Origin of the sequence: Actinokineospora sp. HUAS TT18 (assembly GCF_051364635.1) — a bacterium.
In the GTDB taxonomy this organism is placed as follows: Bacteria; Actinomycetota; Actinomycetes; order Mycobacteriales; family Pseudonocardiaceae; genus Actinokineospora.
The window spans coordinates 128,080-144,796 of record NZ_CP195645.1 but is presented as its reverse complement, the minus strand read 5'-3'; the positions used below and the strand labels follow the sequence as shown (position 1 = coordinate 144,796).

Genomic DNA, 16,717 nt, shown 5'->3' with positions numbered 1-16,717 from the left:
ACATGGAGTGCGCTCTAGGCGCTCGCCCGGATCTGTTCGCGGTGCTCGTGGTATTTGATCCACTCGTAGGCGATCAGGCCCATCATCGCCGCGGTCAGGACCCCCAGCGACGCGAGCGCGGGGAGCAACGCCATGAGCGGCACGATGGCCAGCAGCGCCAGGCCGAGCGCGATCCGCTGGACCTTGAGGTTGCGGTGGCAGCGCCACGACACCCCGGCCATGGCCAGCAGGAACAGCGAGACGCCCCCGAACATCGCCCACAGCGGCGGGCCGTAGAGGGCGTCGGACAGCGTGTGCCCGCCGTCGCCCGCCACGTAGTTGAGGACCTTCTTCAAGCCCAGGGCGAGCATCACGATGCCGACGACCATCGGCAGGTGCAGGTAGGTGAAGGCGGTGCGGCCCATCCTGGCGCGGTCCTCGCCCTCGGCCTCGGCGAGCGCGTGTTCCGACATGGTCGCGTGGGTGTCGAAGTAGGCCCACCACAGGCACGCCGACACGGCAAGGCCCAGCGCGGCGGCCACGATGATCGGCAGCGAGATCGGCAGCAGGTTGACCCCGACGCCGATGGCCACGATGGACTCGCCCAGCGCGATGAGCAGGATCAGCCCGTGCCGCTCGGCGAAGTGCTTGGCCGACTCGATGCGCCAGCCGGTCACGCCGATGGCGACCGTGCCGCCGTAGTCGGCGACGATCGCGGCGACCCACAGCAGCGCCTGCGTGGTGCCGGAGGTCTGCGCGGCGATGAGCAGCAGGATCGTGCCACCCGCCATGGTCGCGCCGAATCGGACAAGTTGGGCACGCAGGGCGTGGTCGCCGCGGGCGACGATCCAGAACAGCCACAGGTGCACAAGGCGCACGACCAGGTAGCCGAAGGCGAAGACCGTCGGGCCGTGCAGGCCGCCGGGCAGGTCTTCGAACGCCTCGGGGATCGCGATGGCGACACCGAACATGGCCGCCATGGCCGTCAGCATCGCCACCCTGGCCAGGCCCTCGTCGGCCTTGACCAGATTGGACAGCCACGAATACCCGACCCAGCACCACCACACCACGGCGAGCATCAGCGCGCCCCGGCCGACGCCGGTCCAGGTGGGGTCCTCGGCCATGAAGGCGGTGACCTGGGTCAGCGCGAAGACGAAGACGAGGTCGAAGAACAGTTCGAGGTTGGTGGCCGTCGAACTCTCGGCCATCCGACGCATACCCGTGGACCGCGCGGTCTTGCTCATGTGGCCAATAGTGACACTTGCCCGCATCCCCGGAGTCCTAGGCCCGTTGGCGGGCAAGTACCCTCGCCTACGTGTCAACTCCGAGTGCGACATTCGCGGTATGGGTTTCCGCTTGGCTCAACGGTTCCGCCGCCCCTGACGACGTCCTCGACGCCCTGCTCCACTGGGCGGAGCTGCACGACGTGGTCGCTGTCGACGAGCCCACCGCCACCGCGCTCGACGTCCCACTGCGCGGCGAGGCGGGCGGGCAGGTCGCCGGGCTGCTCGCGGCGCTGCGCCGGGCCGAGGTGACCGGCGGCAGGCTCGTGCTGCCGGTGGCCGGTGACGTGCGCGGCCTGGGTGGCCGCAGCGAGTTCGCGGGCACCGCCCTGCACGCCGGTGAGGCCGTTGTCCTGCACGGCGCCGCCCTGGGCCTGGTCCCGGAGCCGGTGGCCGACGGGGTGCTGCGGTGGACCGTCTTCGACATCGGCGACGCCCCCGCCGCCGAACACCTGCCCCTCGGCGAGGCCGAGCACGAGCTGACCGGCGCGATGCGGGTCGCCGCGGGTGTGCTGACTGAGCTGGGGGTCGCCAAGCACCGTGCGGGTGTGCGCGAGGAGATCACCGCGCGCGTGGCGCACCGGGCGAACGCGCCGTGGCCGGAGGGCACTCCCCCGCGCGCGCTGCGGGTGCTGCAGCGCGCCAACGAGGTGTCGGCGATCCTGGAGCTGGCCGCCGAGGACGCCCCCGGCAGCGCCGTGTCGTCGTCTTCTGCCCGCCGCCGCGCCGACGCGTTGCGGCCGCTGAACGACGCGGTACGGATCGCGCGGCTCGCCGCCGTCGAGGAAGCCGTCCGCGTCTTCTCCGACCACGCCGACAAGCACTGACCCAGAGCTGTGACCATTCGGTAGCGGTCTGTCGCCGCCACCGGGCAGACTCCTCGCCATGATCGCGCCGTTCGCCGGGCATCCCGGCCGGGTCCGGGCCATCGTCCTGCACCGCGACCGAGTGGTCACCGGTGGGGACGACGGCACCGTGCGGCTGTGGGACGGCATCGAGGGTGAGGAACTCGCGTCCATCCTGGTCAGCCCCGGCGGGCTCGTCGACCTGGCCGTGGACGGCGACGCCTGCTACAGCGCCGGTCCGGCGGGCGTCCACCGGTTCTCGTTCGGCGACACCTCCCCACCCACCCAGGTCCACCCGTCCCCCGCGGGCGCGGTCGCGGTCGGCTCGGGAACGGTGTGGGTCGGCGGGCTCGACGGCGCGCTGACGGCGCTCGGCCGCGGCGAGGTGTTCCGCCACGACGGGCCGATCCACGTCGCCGCCACCGCGGGCGACCGGGTGTTCCTCGGCGGCACGTCGGGCAAGGTCCAGTGCTTCGACTCGGCCAGCGGGCAGGCAACCACGATCACCGCCTTCCCCGGCGAGGTGACCGCGATAGCCGTGACCCCGGACGGGGGCACGGTCGTGTGCGCCGACACCACCGGGTTCATCCACCTGTGGCACGCCGACGAGGACCGCGTCGCCACCCACTTCGAGCTCGACGCCGCCAGAGCGGTCGCGATCAGCGACAACGGCGCCAAGGTCGTCTACGCGGGCGCCGAGGGCACGGTCTGGCAGTGGGAGCAGCGGGCCAACGCCGTGTCCCGGCTCGCGGTCCACCCCAGCGGGGTGTCGAGCCTGGCGATCGACCGGGCGGGCCGGGTGCTCGCGGGCTGCGGCGACCGGACGGTGCGGATCGGTGGGCCGACTCCGGTCGAGTTGGTCGGCCACGGCGGCGGTGTGCGGGCGATGGCCGTGGCGGAAGACGAGATCATCACCGGCGGCGACGACCTGGCCGTGCGGGTCTGGGACACCGCGACCGGCGCCCACCGCGCGACCCTGGCCGGGCCGACCTCGGGGATCCGCGCGGTGAGCACATCCGGGTCGCTGGTGGTCCTGGCCTGCTGCGAGAACGGCGAGCTGTGGCGGTGGGACCGGGTGACCGGGCAGGGCGAGCGGTTCGCGGTGCTGCCCGACAGCTCGACGGTGCACGCGGCGACGTTCACCCCGGGCGGCGACGTCGTGGCGGGCAGCCTGTCCGGCGCGGTGACGCGGGCGCTGTCGGCCGGGTTCGACGGCGTGGTCCACCAGCACGACGACTGGGTCCGCGCGGTCGCGGCGTCGTCGTCGATGGTCGCCTCTGGCGGCGACGACGCGACCATGCGGCTGTGGGACCCCCGGCTGCCGGGCACCGTCGTGCTCCAGACCAGCGCCGCGGTGCACGCCGTCGCGATCACCCACGACGAGCGCGTGGTGGTCGGCGGCGCGGACGGCGAGGTGGTGATCCAGCCGCGCGAGCGTCGCACCGGGACGCGCTACACCGGCCACACCGCCGCGATCCGCTCGCTGGCCACCGGCCGCGGCAGGCTCGCAGCGGGCGCCGACGACGGCCGCATCCTGGTCTGGCCGCTGTCCCGGCCGGACGACCCGACCGTGCTGCACGGCCACGCGGGCCGGGTGCACACGCTCGCGATCGACGGCACCGGCAGGCTGGTCAGCGGCGGCGACGACGGCGCCATCCGGGTATGGGACCTCGCGACCGGGATGCCGGTCGCGGGCACCGACATCGACTCGCGGCCGGCGACCCGGCTGCGCGCCGGACTGAGCAACGACGCCGAGAGCACCGACGACCGGCTCGGCTTCGCGGGCGACGTGGACACGCTGGCCACGCTGATCGCCGACCGGTCGACCAATCCGCCGCTGTCGGTAGCCCTGCTCGGCGCGTGGGGCGCGGGCAAGTCGAGCTTCCTGCGCCAGCTCGAACGCCGGGTCGCGGCGCTGGCGGAGCGGTCGACGGCGTCGCCGCAGCACAGTGTGTTCGCCGCGAACGTCCGCCAAGTGCGGTTCAACGCCTGGCAATACAGCGACGACCACCTGTGGGTCGGGCTGGTGGAGCACCTGTTCGACAGCCTCAACCCCGACGAGCGCCCACCGGAGCCGGACCCGGCCAAGCGCGCCGAACTCGCCGAGCTGCGGGCCCGCAGCCGCGACCTCGGCGCCGAGCTGGACCGGGCCGAACGCACCGGCGGCGCCGCGGCGGGCCTGCGCGCGCCCGCGCTGCTGCGGCTGCTGTGGCGCGAGCGGACCGTCTTGCGTGACCGCCGAAGCTCGGTGAGGGCGCTGGTGCTGCTGCCGGTCGTGCTCGGCGCGGCGGTGGCCAGCTGGCTGCTGTGGGGGCCGACGCTGGTGGCGGTCGGGGCGACGGTGATCGCGGCGGGCGCGGCGGTGCTGCCGGTGGCCGAGGGGCTGCTCAGCGGGTGGCGCAAGTTCGCCGGGCTGCCGGGGTCGCTGCGGGAGAAGGTCAAGGCGCGCAAGCAGATCCTCGACACCCGCATCGCCGACGCCGAGCCGCACCCGACCGATCCGACGGCCCGGCTGTCCGCGCTGATCGCCGAGGTCCGGGCCGGGCACTACGCGCAGTACCGCGGTGTCCTCGGGCGGGCACACGAGCACCTGCGGGCGCTGAGCGCCGACGTCGCGGCCGCGCTGGAGCGGTGGAAGGCGACGTCGGAAGGGCCGCCGCCGCTGGAGCGGATCGTGCTCTACGTCGACGACCTCGACCGCTGCCCGCCGCGCAAGGTGGTCGACGTGCTGGCCGCGGTGCACCTGCTGTTGGCGCTGCCGTTGTTCGTAGTCGTGGTGGCCGTCGACCCGCGGTGGCTGCGGCGGTCGCTCGAACAGCACCAGGCCGAACTGTTCGGCGGCGACGACGGCGACGCGGCCCGCCCGCTGGACTACCTGGACAAGATCTTCCAGATCGCGTTCGCGCTGCGCCCGATGGGCGAGGGCGCCGACAAGCTGATCGACCATCTGCTGCCGCAGGCCGAGCCGGAGTGGGCGCGGCCGCACGAGGTGGTCGCCGGACGCACCGAGAAGATCGACCCGCCGCCGCGCGCGACCAAAGCCAGGCAGGCCGCGCCGGTCGAGCGGCCGCCGACACCCGACCCGGCACTGCGGCCGGACCGGCTGCTGCTGCGCGAGGTGGAGCGCGAGTTCGTGAAGTCGCTGCGCCCGCTGCTGGACACCCCGCGCACGGTCAAGAAGCTGATCAACCTCTACCGGCTGATCCGCATCGGCGTGCCCGGCGACGACCTCGCCCGGTTCGTCGGCACCGATCGCGGCGGCCCCTACCAGGCGGTCCTGATCCTGCTCGCGGTCACGCTCACCCGACCGGACCGCGCCCGCGAACTGCTGACCGCGGTGCGCACGGCCGACGGCACCGACATCTGGGCGGTGCTGGCCGAACTGGAGGGAACCGACACGGGGTGGCGGGCAGTCACAGCGACGCTGGCCCGTGTCCGCGCGGCCGGTCCCGTGCACAGCGACCTGGCGACGTACCGCACCTGGGCCGGAATCATCGCCCGGTTCAGCTTCGACACCTATGACCTGATGGAATCAGATTAGTCGTATCCGACGATCACCTAATCGGAGAGTGACTGATCTGTCACACTGACGGCTCATCGTCCCCACTGGAGGAGTCTTGTCCCACCCGACCCCGGGCCGCAGCCGACGGCCGCTGGTCCTCGCCGTCGCCGTGGGCCTGCTGGCCATCATCGGGATCTACGTCTTCACCTCCCCCGGCGGCGACGCCGCGACCCGCACCGACTGCGTGTCGCTGGAGCTCAGCTCGTCGACCGAGAAGGACGAGATCCTGGCGGAGGCCGCCGACAGGTACAACCAGCTCGGCCGGGAGTTCGCGGGCGGGAAGTGCGCCAAGGTCTCGGTACACGGCCTGACGTCCGGCGCCGGGATGGAGGCGCTGTCGAAGGGCTGGGCGGCGGCCGACACCGGCAACCCGGTCCCGCAGGTGTGGACGCCGAGCACGTCGCTGTGGCTGAGCAGGCTGGAGGCGCGCGGCCAGTCGGGTGTGGCGGTGTCGTCGAAACACCCGTCGATCATGTCCAGCCCGCTGGTCGTGGCGATGCCGGAGATGATGGCCAAGGTCTTCCTGGAGAAGAACCCGAACCCGGGCTGGGCCGACATCCTCAAGCTGGCCACGGCTCCGGGCGGCTGGGCGTCGCTGGGCCACCCCGAGTGGGGCGAGTTCAAGCTCGGCCGCGACCATCCGGAGCTGTCGTCGTCCGGCCTGGGCGCCTCGATCGCGACCTTCCACGCCGCCGCGATCGCCAACGGCTACCCCAAGATCGACGAGCAGAACGTGGCCACCGCCGGGGTGACCCGGTTCGTGCACGACGTCGAGTCGTCGGTCGCGCGCTACAGCAAGGACGCCGCCGAGTTCGTCGACCTGCTGGCCGCCGAGGACAAGAAGAACCTGCCGCAGCCCTACGTCAGCGCGGTGGTCATGCAGGAGGAGCTGGCCTACACCTACAACCGGGGCAACCCGATCCGCAAGTTCCAGGCGATCTACCCCAAGGACGGCGCGCTCCAGTTCGACCACCCGTACGTGGTGCTGACCTCGGCCACCGCCGACCAGCGCGCCGCGGCCGACGACTTCTTCGGCTACATCACCGAGCAGGAGACGCAGGCGGTGTTCCGCGCGACGGGCTTCCGCGACCGCGACCGGCCGAACACGCCGACGCAGGAGCTGCGTGACGTGCTGTCGGTGCCCGCCGAGCAGTCGCTGCCGTCGATGCCGCTGCCGGAGCCGAAGCTGGTCGAGGAGATCGTCAAGCTGTGGAACACGACGCGGCGCGAGGCCAGGGTGCTGCTCGTGCTCGACATCTCCGGCTCGATGACGCAGGAGGCGAACTCGAGCGACCCGGAGCTGGGCAAGACGACCAAGGTCGCCCTGGTGAAGCCCGCGGCGAAGCGGGCGCTGGAGCTGCTCTCGGAGAAGGACGAGGTCGGGCTGTGGACCTTCTCCTCCCCCGGCTACACCGAGGTCGTCCCGGTCGGCCGCCTCGCGACCAATAGAGGCGCGATCACCGGGGCCATCGACGGGCTCAACCCGGCGGGCGGCACCGACCTCTACAACACCGTCGCCGCCGCGCACGCGAAGATGCTCGGCTCGGCCGACGCCGACCGGATCAACGCGATCGTCGTGCTGTCCGACGGCCAGGACGACTCGAAGGTCCCGCCGCCGCCCGCGCTGCTGCAGAAGATCAACCCGGAGCTGACCGAGCGGCCCATGCCGATCTTCACCATCTCCTTCGGCAAGGACGCCGACCCGGAGGCGATGCGCCTGCTCGCCTCGACCAGCAAGGCGTTGTCCTACGACGCCATCAAGGACCCGAAGAACATCGACGAGGTGTTCACAGCCGTGTTCAGGAACTTCTGATGAGCTTCATGGACGATCTCTCCGACCCGGTCGGCCTCGGTGCCGCCGTCGTGCTCGGCGTCGGCGCCGCGGAGATCACCGCCGCGCGCGCCACCCCGTCATGGCTGGCCATCCCGGTCGGCCTCGGCGTGGCGGTGCTGGTGGCCGTGGTCAACGCGCTGCTGTCCCGCACCCCGCAACCCGCGGCGGCGGCCACCCCGTGGCCGTCGCAGCACCACCGGACGCTGCCCAAAGCCACCTCCGAGGTCCGCGACCTGCTGCGGCGGATCTGCCTCGCCGCCGTCGAGGTCCGCGTCGGGGCGACCACGGTGCACGACGCCGACCCGGTGATGGCGCCGACGACCCGCGTGGTCGACGTCGCCTACCGGCTGGCCGCGCTGGTCGCCCGCACCGACAACACCCTGCCCCGCGCGGGCATCGCCTCGGTGATCACCGCCCTCACCGTCGGCGCCCAGCGGATGGAAGACGTGGCGGGCCGCATCGACGGGCCCGCCGCGAGCCGGATCTCGGTGCTGGTCGACGACCTCGGCCTGGTGAAGCGCGATCTGGAGAGCGCGGAAACCGCGGTGCGGCGCGGGATGTCGGGCGCGGGGTGACGCCCGCGTAACGGTTGGCTCACAACGAGATCCTTGCGTGCACCAAGCAAACGTCGAAGATCGTCGCTTATTGCCATCACACCCATAATCCGGGTCGGACGCACAGGTGTCACAAACCCGTTCCCACCTGGCCTTACACAGTTTTACAGGTAAACACACAGCGATCCATAACGCGGTGCTATGGGATGTTGAGATGAGCGGTGCCCTAGCGGTTCGCCCAGTATGGGCACATTGAACCAACCGCTGTTACCGGAGTCACACCATGACCGCACAACTCGTCGACCGGAAGTCTGGGCCTCGGCCGCTCGCGCTCGATACCACCCACCTCGGCGCGCTGCAGATGGTCGCGCGCGGCGAAGTGGGCGCGTACGGCACGGCGTCGGCGCTGCGGCACCGCACCGACGACTTGAGCGCACTCATGGTCAGCGCGCTGTTCACGCTGCGGCGCGACGGTTTCATCGGCTTCGCGAACACCTGTGACGCGCGGGACGGCTGGGTCGCCGCCGAGCTGACCTCGGCGGGCGAGCGCCTGCTCGACATCTGGCTGCGCCGCGGCCGCCGCTCCCCCGCCGATGCCGCCCGCACCCGCGATTGGTTCGTGCTCCTGCGCTGCGCCCAGCGCGGCGACCTCGGCATGACCGAGGCCAACGAGGTCACCGACCGGGGTGAGCCGATCGACAGCAGGCTCACCGCCCGGCTTCGGGAACTGCTCAACGCGGGCCACCTGGTCATCGGTGCCACCCGCCTGCGCGACTGCCGACTGGTCACGCTCAGCGAGACCGGCCGGGTGCTCCACAACAGGCTCGACATGTCCCAGACGACGAGCGGGTGATGGCGATGTCCATCCCCGATCCTCGCGGCGATGTGTGCTGGGGAACCAGCGCGACATATCGCGGACGGGCACATCTGGTTCCGGTAAGCCGCACGGTGGGCCTGTGCGGCATGCCGGTGGACGCTCGCTTCCGCGAGCGTCCGGGTGAACCGCTGATGTGCCCGGAGTGCGCGATCGCGTATGTCACCGCGGTGTTCCCCGCACAGGCTGCTGCGTCCGACCTTCGGCACAAGGTCAGACTGCGCGCCTAGCCGCCCACCGGGGTGGCGCGGCAGATCCCTGCACTGCCGCGCCACCCCATTTTTTTGCCCTGGCAAACATTCCGCCGCCATCAGGAACCCTGGTGTGCCTTCGCCGCGTCGCAGCGCCAGCAACGACCGGAAGGCACCCACCATGTTCGCTGTAGACCCCGCCGAACTACGCGCCTACGCCGAGTACATGCGCGGCCTGGCAGGCGGCTTCGACGCCATCAAGGAGTTCACCCGGGCCGAGGGCTGCGCCACCGACGGGTTCACCGGCCTGCTCACCGTGCTCCGCCCCGCCGTCGACGGCGTCGGCTCGCTCTACGGCACGACGCTCGACTTCGGCCGCGACCGCCTCACCAGCAGCGCCGACGGCCTCGACACCACCGCGGCGAGCTACGAGACCACCGACGACGGCAACGCCTCCGTGCTCGACGCGACGATCGGGGCGAGCTGATGCCCTACGCCGACGTCGAGCCGGTCGCCGCCCACCTCGTCGCGCCCGCGGTGGACTCCTCCGCCGGGATCGAGCAGCTGATCGCCGACCAGAGCTTCCAGGTCGAGGCGGTGAACTGGCTGTTCGAGTGGGTCACCGGGAAGAACCTGGTGGAGACCGTCATCGTGCCGATCACCGGCGACTGGACCACGGTCGGGGCAAACGCCCAGGCGTGGCGCTCGGCGGCCGACGCGGTCGAGGCGGTGTCGACCAACCTGTCGGCCAATGTGGACGAACTCCGGACGCACTGGTCCGGGGCGGCGGCCGCGGCGTTCGAGGCCCACATCAAGCTCGTCTGGTTCGGCGGGCTGGCGGCCGAGGCCGGGCTGGCGCGCGTGGTCGCCAAAGGCTTCGACACGCTCGCGACGGTGTCGCGGACACTGTGCGAGGAAGCGCTGGAACTGTTGGAGAAGCTGGTCAACAAGATCGCGTCGGCGGCGGTGACGTGGCTGATCCCGGTCTTCGGCCAGGCCAGGGCGGTGAAGGCCGTCTGGGACGCCTACCAGCTGTATGAGTCCATCATGGACATCATCGAGGCGGTCAAGGACGTCATCGCCGCCACCCAGCAACTCATCGACGCCGTCGGCACCATCCGCGACGCCCTCGCCGCCATCCCCGACATCCGCGACGCCGACGACGCGGTCGCCGTCGCCACCCAGCTCATCGAAGGCGCGCAGGACGCCCAGGACGCCGCCGCCCAGGTGGTCGGCGCGAGCGAGGCGGCCGACCAGGAACTGCAGGAGAACGTCCCGGTGCTGACCGGCGCCAACGGGGGCGGGTCGGGATCATGGTGACCTGGCGGACTCCGGAACTCGCCGCCGCCGAAGCCCGGCTGGCCGCTGCGGTCCTTAATGGACACGAAGTGGCGGCCCGCGCCAAGGCCGTCGCGGCGGCCCAGCGCCCCACCGTGGTCACCGACACCGAACTCGAACGCGCGGCGGCCGACGGCCCACCCGCCCTGCGGAAGCTGGCGGAACGGGTCGCGGCGGGCGACCTGACCTGGCAGCAGATCGCGAACGGCGAGGCGATGTCGGACCCGGATGTCCGCGCCGCCACCGAGAACGCGGCCAGACAACTCGGCGCGGTCTACCGGCAGTTCGAGGAGGGCCACACCTTGGACGAGGTCCTCGGCGACGGCGACGGGATTCTCAAGCACTCGTCCTGGTGACCGATGGCAACTCTTTGTCAATTCGGCCGGTGCACCCTGACGCGACGCACCGGACGACCCGACCAGGAGGACACCGTGGGATTCCCATGGCGGCGCCGAACCGCCCTGACCTTGGCGACGCTGGCCATCGGCCTGAGCGGCGTGGCCGCCGCACCGGTCGCCTCGGCCGCCGCCGAGGAACCGTACTGCTACAAGGACATGGCGATCGCGCCGGTGGCGGGCCCGGCGTTCGTCTCGACCGAGCTCAACTACGGCGGCAACCGTTGGGCGATGCTCCGCGCGAGCGCACCCGCCATCGACACCTGGGAGACGTTCTGGATCTGCTACGACTACGGCGCGTCCGACTGGTACTTCTACGCCACCGAAGCGGGCTACGTCTCCGCCGAACTCGGTTTCAGCGGCGGCTACTACGGGATGCTGCGGGCACGGGCGGGCGCGATCGGCCCATGGGAGAAGTTCGACATCGTGTGCGACAACGGCGTGGCGAGCATCTACTCCAAGGCCAACAACCGCTGGGTCTCGGTGGAGTTGGGCTACTCCGGCGGCGACCACGCGATGCTGCGCGCCCGCGCGACCGCGATCGGCCCGTGGGAGAAGTTCACCATCTACAAGTACACCTACCCGCAGGCCAACTTCTGCTGACGCGGTTCAGGCGCCCGGCCGCCGGGGCGGTTCGCAGCAGGCGACCGCGCACGGTTCGCCGTTTCGGGTGCAGCCCGCGGCGGTGAGGTCCGACAGTTTGCGGGCCGGGGCGTCGGCGATGTGTTCGCGGACCAGTTCGACCACCAGCTCGGCGAACCGCGGGTCCGTGCCCGGCGTCGCCGCGCGGGCGAACTCGATGCCGAGTTCCTTCGCCTTGGCCTTTGCCTCCGTGTCGAGGTCCCAGACCACTTCCAGGTGGTCGCTGACGAACCCGACCGGGCAGACGACGACCGCCTCCGCGCGCACCGTCTCCAGGTGGTCCACGATGTCGGGCGCCAGCCAGGGGATGCGCGGCGGGCCGGACCGCGACTGCCACACCACGTCGTACTCCGGCGCGTCGAGTTCGGCGGCGACGAGGCGGGCGGCCTCGGCGACCTGCCGGGAGTAGCGGTGGCCGCCCTCCTCCGGCGGCCCGCCTGCCTGATCGGCCGACGTCGGCACCGAGTGCGCGGTGAAGACCAGCCGGGTGTCGTCCGGCAGGCTCGACGCGGCCTCGCGGACGGCGTCGGCGAAGGCGCCGATGAACAGCGGGTGGTCGAAGAACTGCCGGAGCTTGATCAGCTCCGGGGCGTCGGGCACGGCGGCACGGGCGCGGGCGATGTCCTCGTCGTACTGCCTGCACGCCGAGTAGCCGCCGTAGGCGCTGGTCGGGAACACCAGCGCCGTGCGCACGCCGTCGGCCTTCATCTGGGCGAGGGTGTCCTCGACCAAGGGGTGCCAGTTGCGGTTGCCGAAGTAGATCGGCAGGTCGATGCCCTGGCGCTCCAGCTCGTCGCGGACGGCCTCGATGGCCTCGCGGTTGAGCCGGTTGATCGGGGAGACGCCGCCGAAGTGCTGGTAGTGCGCCTCGACCTCGTCCAGCCGTTCGGGCGGCACACCCCGGCCCCGGGTGACGTTCTCCAGGAACGGGCGAACGTCTTCCGGGGCCTCGGGGCCGCCGAACGACAGCCAGAGCAGTGCGTCGACCATGATCTCCAGGCTAGAGGCCGAGGGCGTGGACGCCGCCGTCGACCCAGACCATCGAGCCGGTGGTGGCGGGCAGCCAGTCCGACAGCAGCGCGCAGACCGACTTGGCGACCGGGGTGGCGTCGTCGACGTCCCAGCCGAGCGGGGCGCGGTCCTTCCAGCCGGACTCCAGGTCGGCGAAGCCGGGGATCGACTTGGCGGCCATCGTCCGGACCGGACCGGCGGCGACCAGGTTGACCCGGATGCCCTGCGGGCCCAGCTCGCGGGCCAGGTACCGGTTGATCGACTCGAACGCGGCCTTCGCCACGCCCATCCAGTTGTAGGCGGGCCACGCGACGCGCGCGTCGAAGTCGAGGCCGACGATCGACGAGCCGGGGCCGAGCAGCGGCAGTGTCGCCTGGGCGAGCGCCTTGTACGAGTACGCCGAGACGTTCACCGCGACGCTGACGTCCTCCCACGGCGCGTCCATGAAGGGCGCGCCGAGGCAGGACTGCGGGGCGAAGCCAATGGCGTGCACGACGCCGTCGAGGCCGTCGACGTGCTCGCGGACCCGGTCGGCCAGCGTGTCGAGGTGCTCGGGGTTCTGCACGTCGAGCTCGATCACCGGCGCGGGCTGCGGCAGCCGCTGGGCGATGCGCTGCACCAGGCTCATCCGGCCGAAGCCGGTGAGCACGACGGTGGCGCCCTGCTCCTGGGCGGCCTTGGCGACGTGGAACGCGATCGACGAGTCGGTGATCACTCCGGTGATCAGCAGCCGCTTGCCTTCGAGCAGTCCGGACATCGGGGTGTTCCTCCTGGGATTGTCGTCAGTGGCCCATGCCGACGCCGCCGTCGACCGGCAGCACGGCGCCGTTGATGTAGCCCGCGGCGTCGGAGGCCAGGAAGGTGACCGCCGCGGCGACCTCCTCGACCTGGCCGTAGCGGGCGGCGGGGACACTGCCGAGGATCTGCTGCTTGCGCTCCTCGGTGAGCGCGTCGGTCATGTCGGTCTGGATGAACCCGGGCGCCACCACGTTGGCGGTGATGTTGCGCGAGCCGAGTTCCCGGGCGATCGACCGGGCCATCCCGATGAGCCCGGCCTTGCTGGCCGCGTAGTTCACCTGCCCGGGCGCGCCGAGCAGGCCCACCACCGACGAGATGTAGATGATCCGGCCGAACCGGGCCTTCAGCATGCCGCGGGTCGCGCGCTTGGTGACCCGGTAGGCGCCGGTCAGGTTGGCGTCGATGACCCGGGTGAACTTCTCCTCGTCCATGCGCATGAGGAGGGTGTCGTCGGTGATGCCCGCGTTGGCGATGAGGATCTCCACCGGCCCGTGCGCGGCCTCGACCTCGGCGAACGCGGCGTCGATGGCGGCGGTGTCGGTCACGTCGGCCTGGACGCCGAGCATCCCCTCCGGCGCCCCCGACCCGCGGTGGGTGATCGCGACCTTGTCCCCCTGGGCGAGGAACGCCTGCGCGATGGCGAGGCCGATGCCTCGGTTGCCACCGGTGACCAGTACCGACCGTGCCATTCCGCTCCCCATCTCACCGCGAACCACGTCCCGTGGAGGCTATCTGGCTACCGTCCCGTAGCCGTCGGTGGCCTATGGCGCTGTTCGTCACAGCGCACGGCGTCCACGTTGACGCAGGTCATCGCGCGGGGCGGTCGGTACCAGGTGAGCTGAGTCGCTGGTGGTCGGCAGGTTCCGGCCACGGCGTCGCCTGTGGTTGATCAACGCTGGAGCATCCGGATCATGAACTCGCCTGCCGCCAGGGTGTGGATCACCGTGCTCACCATCGCGGCGTTCCGCGTCGGCCAGGGCGTGCCGCTGTTCAACGCCGATCCGGCCGACACGCGGATGTATCTGGTCGACCTGCTCACCGGAGGCGGGCTGCTCGGCCTGTCGCTGATCACCTTCGGCGTCACCCCGATGTTCATCGCGCGCGCTCTACACCGGCGCCTCCGCGCCCGCGACCGCGTCGACGTCCGCTGGCTCACCGTCGGGATCGGCGCTGTCGGGGGTGTGGCACTGGCGTTCGCGGCGCCTGGAGACTGGGTGGACAGCCCGAGCGTGGGCGCGCTCGCCATCATGGCCCTGCTGTCGACGGCGGGAACGGTGGCCGCCATCCTGCTGGCCGACCTGATCACCCGCCGAGGTGTCGGCGACGGCGCGCGGCTTCTGCTGCTCAGCCAGATCCTGACGGTCGCGCCGGTGTACGTGCTGGACCGGGGTGTGGTTGGGGTGGTGGTCGTGGCCGCCGTCGCCGCGATCGTGGTGCCGTGCACGATCATGGTCGCCCAAGCGCAGCGGCGGGTCCCGATTCAGTACCGCCGGATGAGCCGCGGCACGGCGACGTACCTGCCGCTGCGGGTGGCCCAGCCGAGCGGCACGCTGCTCGCCGCGGCCGCGGTGGTGTACGTGCCCGCGCTGTGGCAGGGCTGGGAGCAGAACGAGAGCGATCCGGCGCGGGTTGCGGTGTACGTCGTGCTGGTGTGCGTTTTCGCGTTCGTTCGATCGGCCGCGACCTTCGACCCGTCGGCGGCGGCGAATTCGCTGGCCCGGGCGGGCGGGTTCGTTCCTGGGATCCGCCCAGGCCAGTGGACGGCCGACTACCTCGGCTACGTCCACACGCGAATCAACGCGGCTGGCGCGCTGTATCTGGGGACGGTCGCACTGCTGGCCGAGGTGGCCGTCGCCGTACTGGGCGCACCTCGCCTTCCGTTCGCGGGCCCGGCGATCGTGGTGTGCTTGATCTTCGCGGTCGACGTCACCTTGGAGACGGCGAAACACATCGAGAGCCACCGGGCGGTGCGGAAGTATGCGGGATTCCTACGCTAGCCGCCGCTCCCGCACCAACGCGGAAACATTCAGCGTCCGCCGGGTCTCACTGCTCTCCAGCCCATCCACGATCACCGCCACCCCCACCCAAGCCGCCCGAGCGAGGTCGACCAGCCGACGAACCCCGAGCGCCTGCCCACCGGTGTCGATCCAGTCATCTACCAGCAGGACCCGGTCGGTGGGCTGGAGAAGCCGGGCGGGGAACCCGAGAACGAGGTTGCGATCCCGATAGTCGGGCGGCGTCGCCACGGTCAACCAGCGATCACTGTCGGCGAGCTGCGCGGGCCCCTTGCGAACCTCGACGAACCCAACGCCCAACTCGACCGCCACCAAGGCCCCCAGATGAAACCCGCGCGACTGCACGCCGAGGACGACGGTCGGCCTCCGATCGCGGAACAGGTCGGCCAAGTGGACGCCCAACTGCTGGATCAACTCGGGATCGCGCCACCACCCGGTGACGTCGGCGTACCAACTGTCATCGGTCCGATCACCACGCCAGGCGAAGGTCTCAACCAGGCGCTGAACCAACTCAGCCCGTGACAACATGGCGCGATCGTGCAGTAGCCATCGCCGGCCGTCAAAGGGAAACGCGGCGGCTGTCGATCAGGGCGAGGAGGAGGCCGATTCGGGCGGGCGGGGTGTCGCGCCATCCGCTGACCGTCGCGAAGCAAGCCGATGCGATGGCTCCACCGCCGACCACGATGGCGAATGGGTCGTTGGCGTCCACAAGCACGATGACGCCGATCAAGCCGAAAGCGACCCCAAGAGCCACCATCCCCCAACGCCACCGGGACGGAAATGCCATCTCTAGTCGGGCTTCACGTCGCGGAAGACGAGCCAGCGCATGGCGCAGTACATGTAGACCGCCTCGCAGGCGCCCGCGGCCATGCGGGCCAGGTGGTATTCGACGCCGAGGGCGGCTAGACCGTTGCCTACGCCGAGAATCCACAGGAGGTAGTTGACGATCACCACGACCACATAGGTCGCCGCCTGGGGGCCTACTGGGGCGTGGGAGCGGAAGTTGAAGGCGCGGTTCAGGACGTAGCTCAGTCCGAACGCGACCGCGTAGCCCACGGTGATGCTCAGCCACAGCGGCCAGTCGAGTCCACTGTGGAGGAGTGTCAGCAGGGCCAGGTCGACCAGGAAGGTGAACCCGTTGATCACGCCGAAGCCCAGCAGGCTCGGGGGCACGAGCCGGGACAGCCCGAACGGCAGGCGGGCGACCACGGCTTCCATCAGCGCGTGGAAACGCTCACCGCGGTCGACGGCGGGTGGAGCGGGATGCATGCCGCCAGCCTCCCAGCCGAAGGTGTCCGGGAGGCGACTGGCGGGTGGACCGGATGGGAGCACGGCGGCAATCGGGTGATCACCGGGACCGGGTCGGGCGACAGCGAGTCACCAACACGCGGTTGAC

General features: G+C 71.2%; 18 protein-coding genes. 11 read left to right on the top strand and 7 right to left on the bottom strand.

Annotation, left to right across the window (positions count from 1 at the left end; all coding sequences use genetic code 11):
- Positions 1 to 14: 14 nt before the first annotated feature.
- The gene (locus ACSHT8_RS00735) at positions 15 to 1,223 is read right to left on the bottom strand and encodes a low temperature requirement protein A (protein WP_436496680.1); all 1,209 of its coding nucleotides are present in this window, start codon (positions 1,221 to 1,223) and stop codon (positions 15 to 17) included.
- A gap of 71 nt (positions 1,224 to 1,294) precedes the next feature.
- Here ACSHT8_RS00735 and ACSHT8_RS00730 point away from each other — a divergent pair, with 71 nt between their 5' ends.
- The 10 genes from ACSHT8_RS00730 (at position 1,295) to ACSHT8_RS00685 (ending at position 11,458) form a co-directional block, all read left to right on the top strand.
- Entirely contained in the window at positions 1,295 to 2,089 is a 795-nt protein-coding gene (locus ACSHT8_RS00730) for a hypothetical protein (protein WP_436496678.1), read from the top strand.
- A 58-nt stretch (positions 2,090 to 2,147) separates the two neighbouring features.
- Complete coding sequence (locus ACSHT8_RS00725; RefSeq protein WP_436496676.1) at positions 2,148 to 5,648, top strand: P-loop NTPase fold protein; 3,501 nt, start codon at positions 2,148 to 2,150, stop codon at positions 5,646 to 5,648.
- 76 nt (positions 5,649 to 5,724) lie between these two features.
- Complete coding sequence (locus tag ACSHT8_RS00720; protein WP_436496674.1) at positions 5,725 to 7,482, top strand: substrate-binding domain-containing protein; 1,758 nt, start codon at positions 5,725 to 5,727, stop codon at positions 7,480 to 7,482.
- Positions 7,482 to 8,078: a hypothetical protein gene (locus ACSHT8_RS00715; RefSeq protein WP_436496672.1), complete on the top strand. Its 597-nt coding sequence runs from the start codon at positions 7,482 to 7,484 to the stop codon at positions 8,076 to 8,078. The genes ACSHT8_RS00720 and ACSHT8_RS00715 overlap by 1 nt, the downstream gene beginning before the upstream one ends.
- Before the next feature lie 262 nt (positions 8,079 to 8,340).
- Positions 8,341 to 8,910: a hypothetical protein gene (locus tag ACSHT8_RS00710; protein WP_436496671.1), complete on the top strand. Its 570-nt coding sequence runs from the start codon at positions 8,341 to 8,343 to the stop codon at positions 8,908 to 8,910.
- The gene (locus tag ACSHT8_RS00705) at positions 8,910 to 9,161 is read left to right on the top strand and encodes a hypothetical protein (protein WP_436496669.1); all 252 of its coding nucleotides are present in this window, start codon (positions 8,910 to 8,912) and stop codon (positions 9,159 to 9,161) included. The genes ACSHT8_RS00710 and ACSHT8_RS00705 overlap by 1 nt, the downstream gene beginning before the upstream one ends.
- 142 nt (positions 9,162 to 9,303) lie before the next feature.
- The gene (locus tag ACSHT8_RS00700) at positions 9,304 to 9,609 is read left to right on the top strand and encodes a type VII secretion target (protein ID WP_436496667.1); all 306 of its coding nucleotides are present in this window, start codon (positions 9,304 to 9,306) and stop codon (positions 9,607 to 9,609) included.
- Positions 9,609 to 10,442 carry a hypothetical protein gene (locus ACSHT8_RS00695; protein WP_436496665.1) on the top strand — a complete coding sequence of 278 codons (834 nt, stop codon included), beginning with the start codon at positions 9,609 to 9,611 and terminating at the stop codon, positions 10,440 to 10,442. The genes ACSHT8_RS00700 and ACSHT8_RS00695 overlap by 1 nt, the downstream gene beginning before the upstream one ends.
- Positions 10,436 to 10,816, top strand: coding sequence for a hypothetical protein (locus tag ACSHT8_RS00690; protein ID WP_436496664.1), 381 nt, complete (start codon positions 10,436 to 10,438; stop codon positions 10,814 to 10,816). Before ACSHT8_RS00695 ends, ACSHT8_RS00690 begins: the two co-directional genes overlap by 7 nt.
- Positions 10,817 to 10,891: 75 nt before the next feature.
- The gene (locus ACSHT8_RS00685; protein WP_436496662.1) at positions 10,892 to 11,458 is read left to right on the top strand and encodes a fascin domain-containing protein; all 567 of its coding nucleotides are present in this window, start codon (positions 10,892 to 10,894) and stop codon (positions 11,456 to 11,458) included.
- A 6-nt stretch (positions 11,459 to 11,464) separates the two neighbouring features.
- Here ACSHT8_RS00685 and ACSHT8_RS00680 read toward each other — a convergent pair whose 3' ends face one another.
- From ACSHT8_RS00680 to fabG, 3 genes are read right to left on the bottom strand one after another with little or no spacing between them, the layout of a single operon-like run.
- Positions 11,465 to 12,490: a ferrochelatase gene (locus ACSHT8_RS00680; RefSeq protein ID WP_436501949.1), complete on the bottom strand. Its 1,026-nt coding sequence runs from the start codon at positions 12,488 to 12,490 to the stop codon at positions 11,465 to 11,467.
- Positions 12,491 to 12,497: 7 nt separating this feature from the next.
- A complete protein-coding gene (fabI, locus tag ACSHT8_RS00675; RefSeq protein WP_436496660.1) occupies positions 12,498 to 13,265 on the bottom strand; it encodes an enoyl-ACP reductase FabI in 768 nt (255 codons plus the stop codon).
- Positions 13,266 to 13,290: 25 nt separating this feature from the next.
- Positions 13,291 to 13,995: a 3-oxoacyl-[acyl-carrier-protein] reductase gene (gene fabG, locus ACSHT8_RS00670; RefSeq protein WP_436496658.1), complete on the bottom strand. Its 705-nt coding sequence runs from the start codon at positions 13,993 to 13,995 to the stop codon at positions 13,291 to 13,293.
- A 222-nt stretch (positions 13,996 to 14,217) separates the two neighbouring features.
- Here fabG and ACSHT8_RS00665 point away from each other — a divergent pair, with 222 nt between their 5' ends.
- Positions 14,218 to 15,303 (top strand): preprotein translocase subunit SecY, encoded by a 1,086-nt coding sequence (locus ACSHT8_RS00665; protein WP_436496656.1) that lies wholly within the window; start codon positions 14,218 to 14,220, stop codon positions 15,301 to 15,303.
- On the opposite strand, the gene ACSHT8_RS00660 is transcribed toward ACSHT8_RS00665, so the two are convergent.
- The 3 genes from ACSHT8_RS00660 to ACSHT8_RS00650 are packed head-to-tail and all read right to left on the bottom strand — an operon-like array spanning position 15,295 to position 16,590.
- Positions 15,295 to 15,849, bottom strand: coding sequence for a phosphoribosyltransferase family protein (locus ACSHT8_RS00660; protein ID WP_436496655.1), 555 nt, complete (start codon positions 15,847 to 15,849; stop codon positions 15,295 to 15,297). The genes ACSHT8_RS00665 and ACSHT8_RS00660 overlap by 9 nt on opposite strands.
- 31 nt (positions 15,850 to 15,880) lie before the next feature.
- Positions 15,881 to 16,051: a hypothetical protein gene (locus ACSHT8_RS00655; protein ID WP_436496653.1), complete on the bottom strand. Its 171-nt coding sequence runs from the start codon at positions 16,049 to 16,051 to the stop codon at positions 15,881 to 15,883.
- A 59-nt stretch (positions 16,052 to 16,110) separates the two neighbouring features.
- Positions 16,111 to 16,590, bottom strand: coding sequence for a GtrA family protein (locus ACSHT8_RS00650; RefSeq protein ID WP_436496651.1), 480 nt, complete (start codon positions 16,588 to 16,590; stop codon positions 16,111 to 16,113).
- Between the last annotated feature and the right edge of the window lie 127 nt (positions 16,591 to 16,717).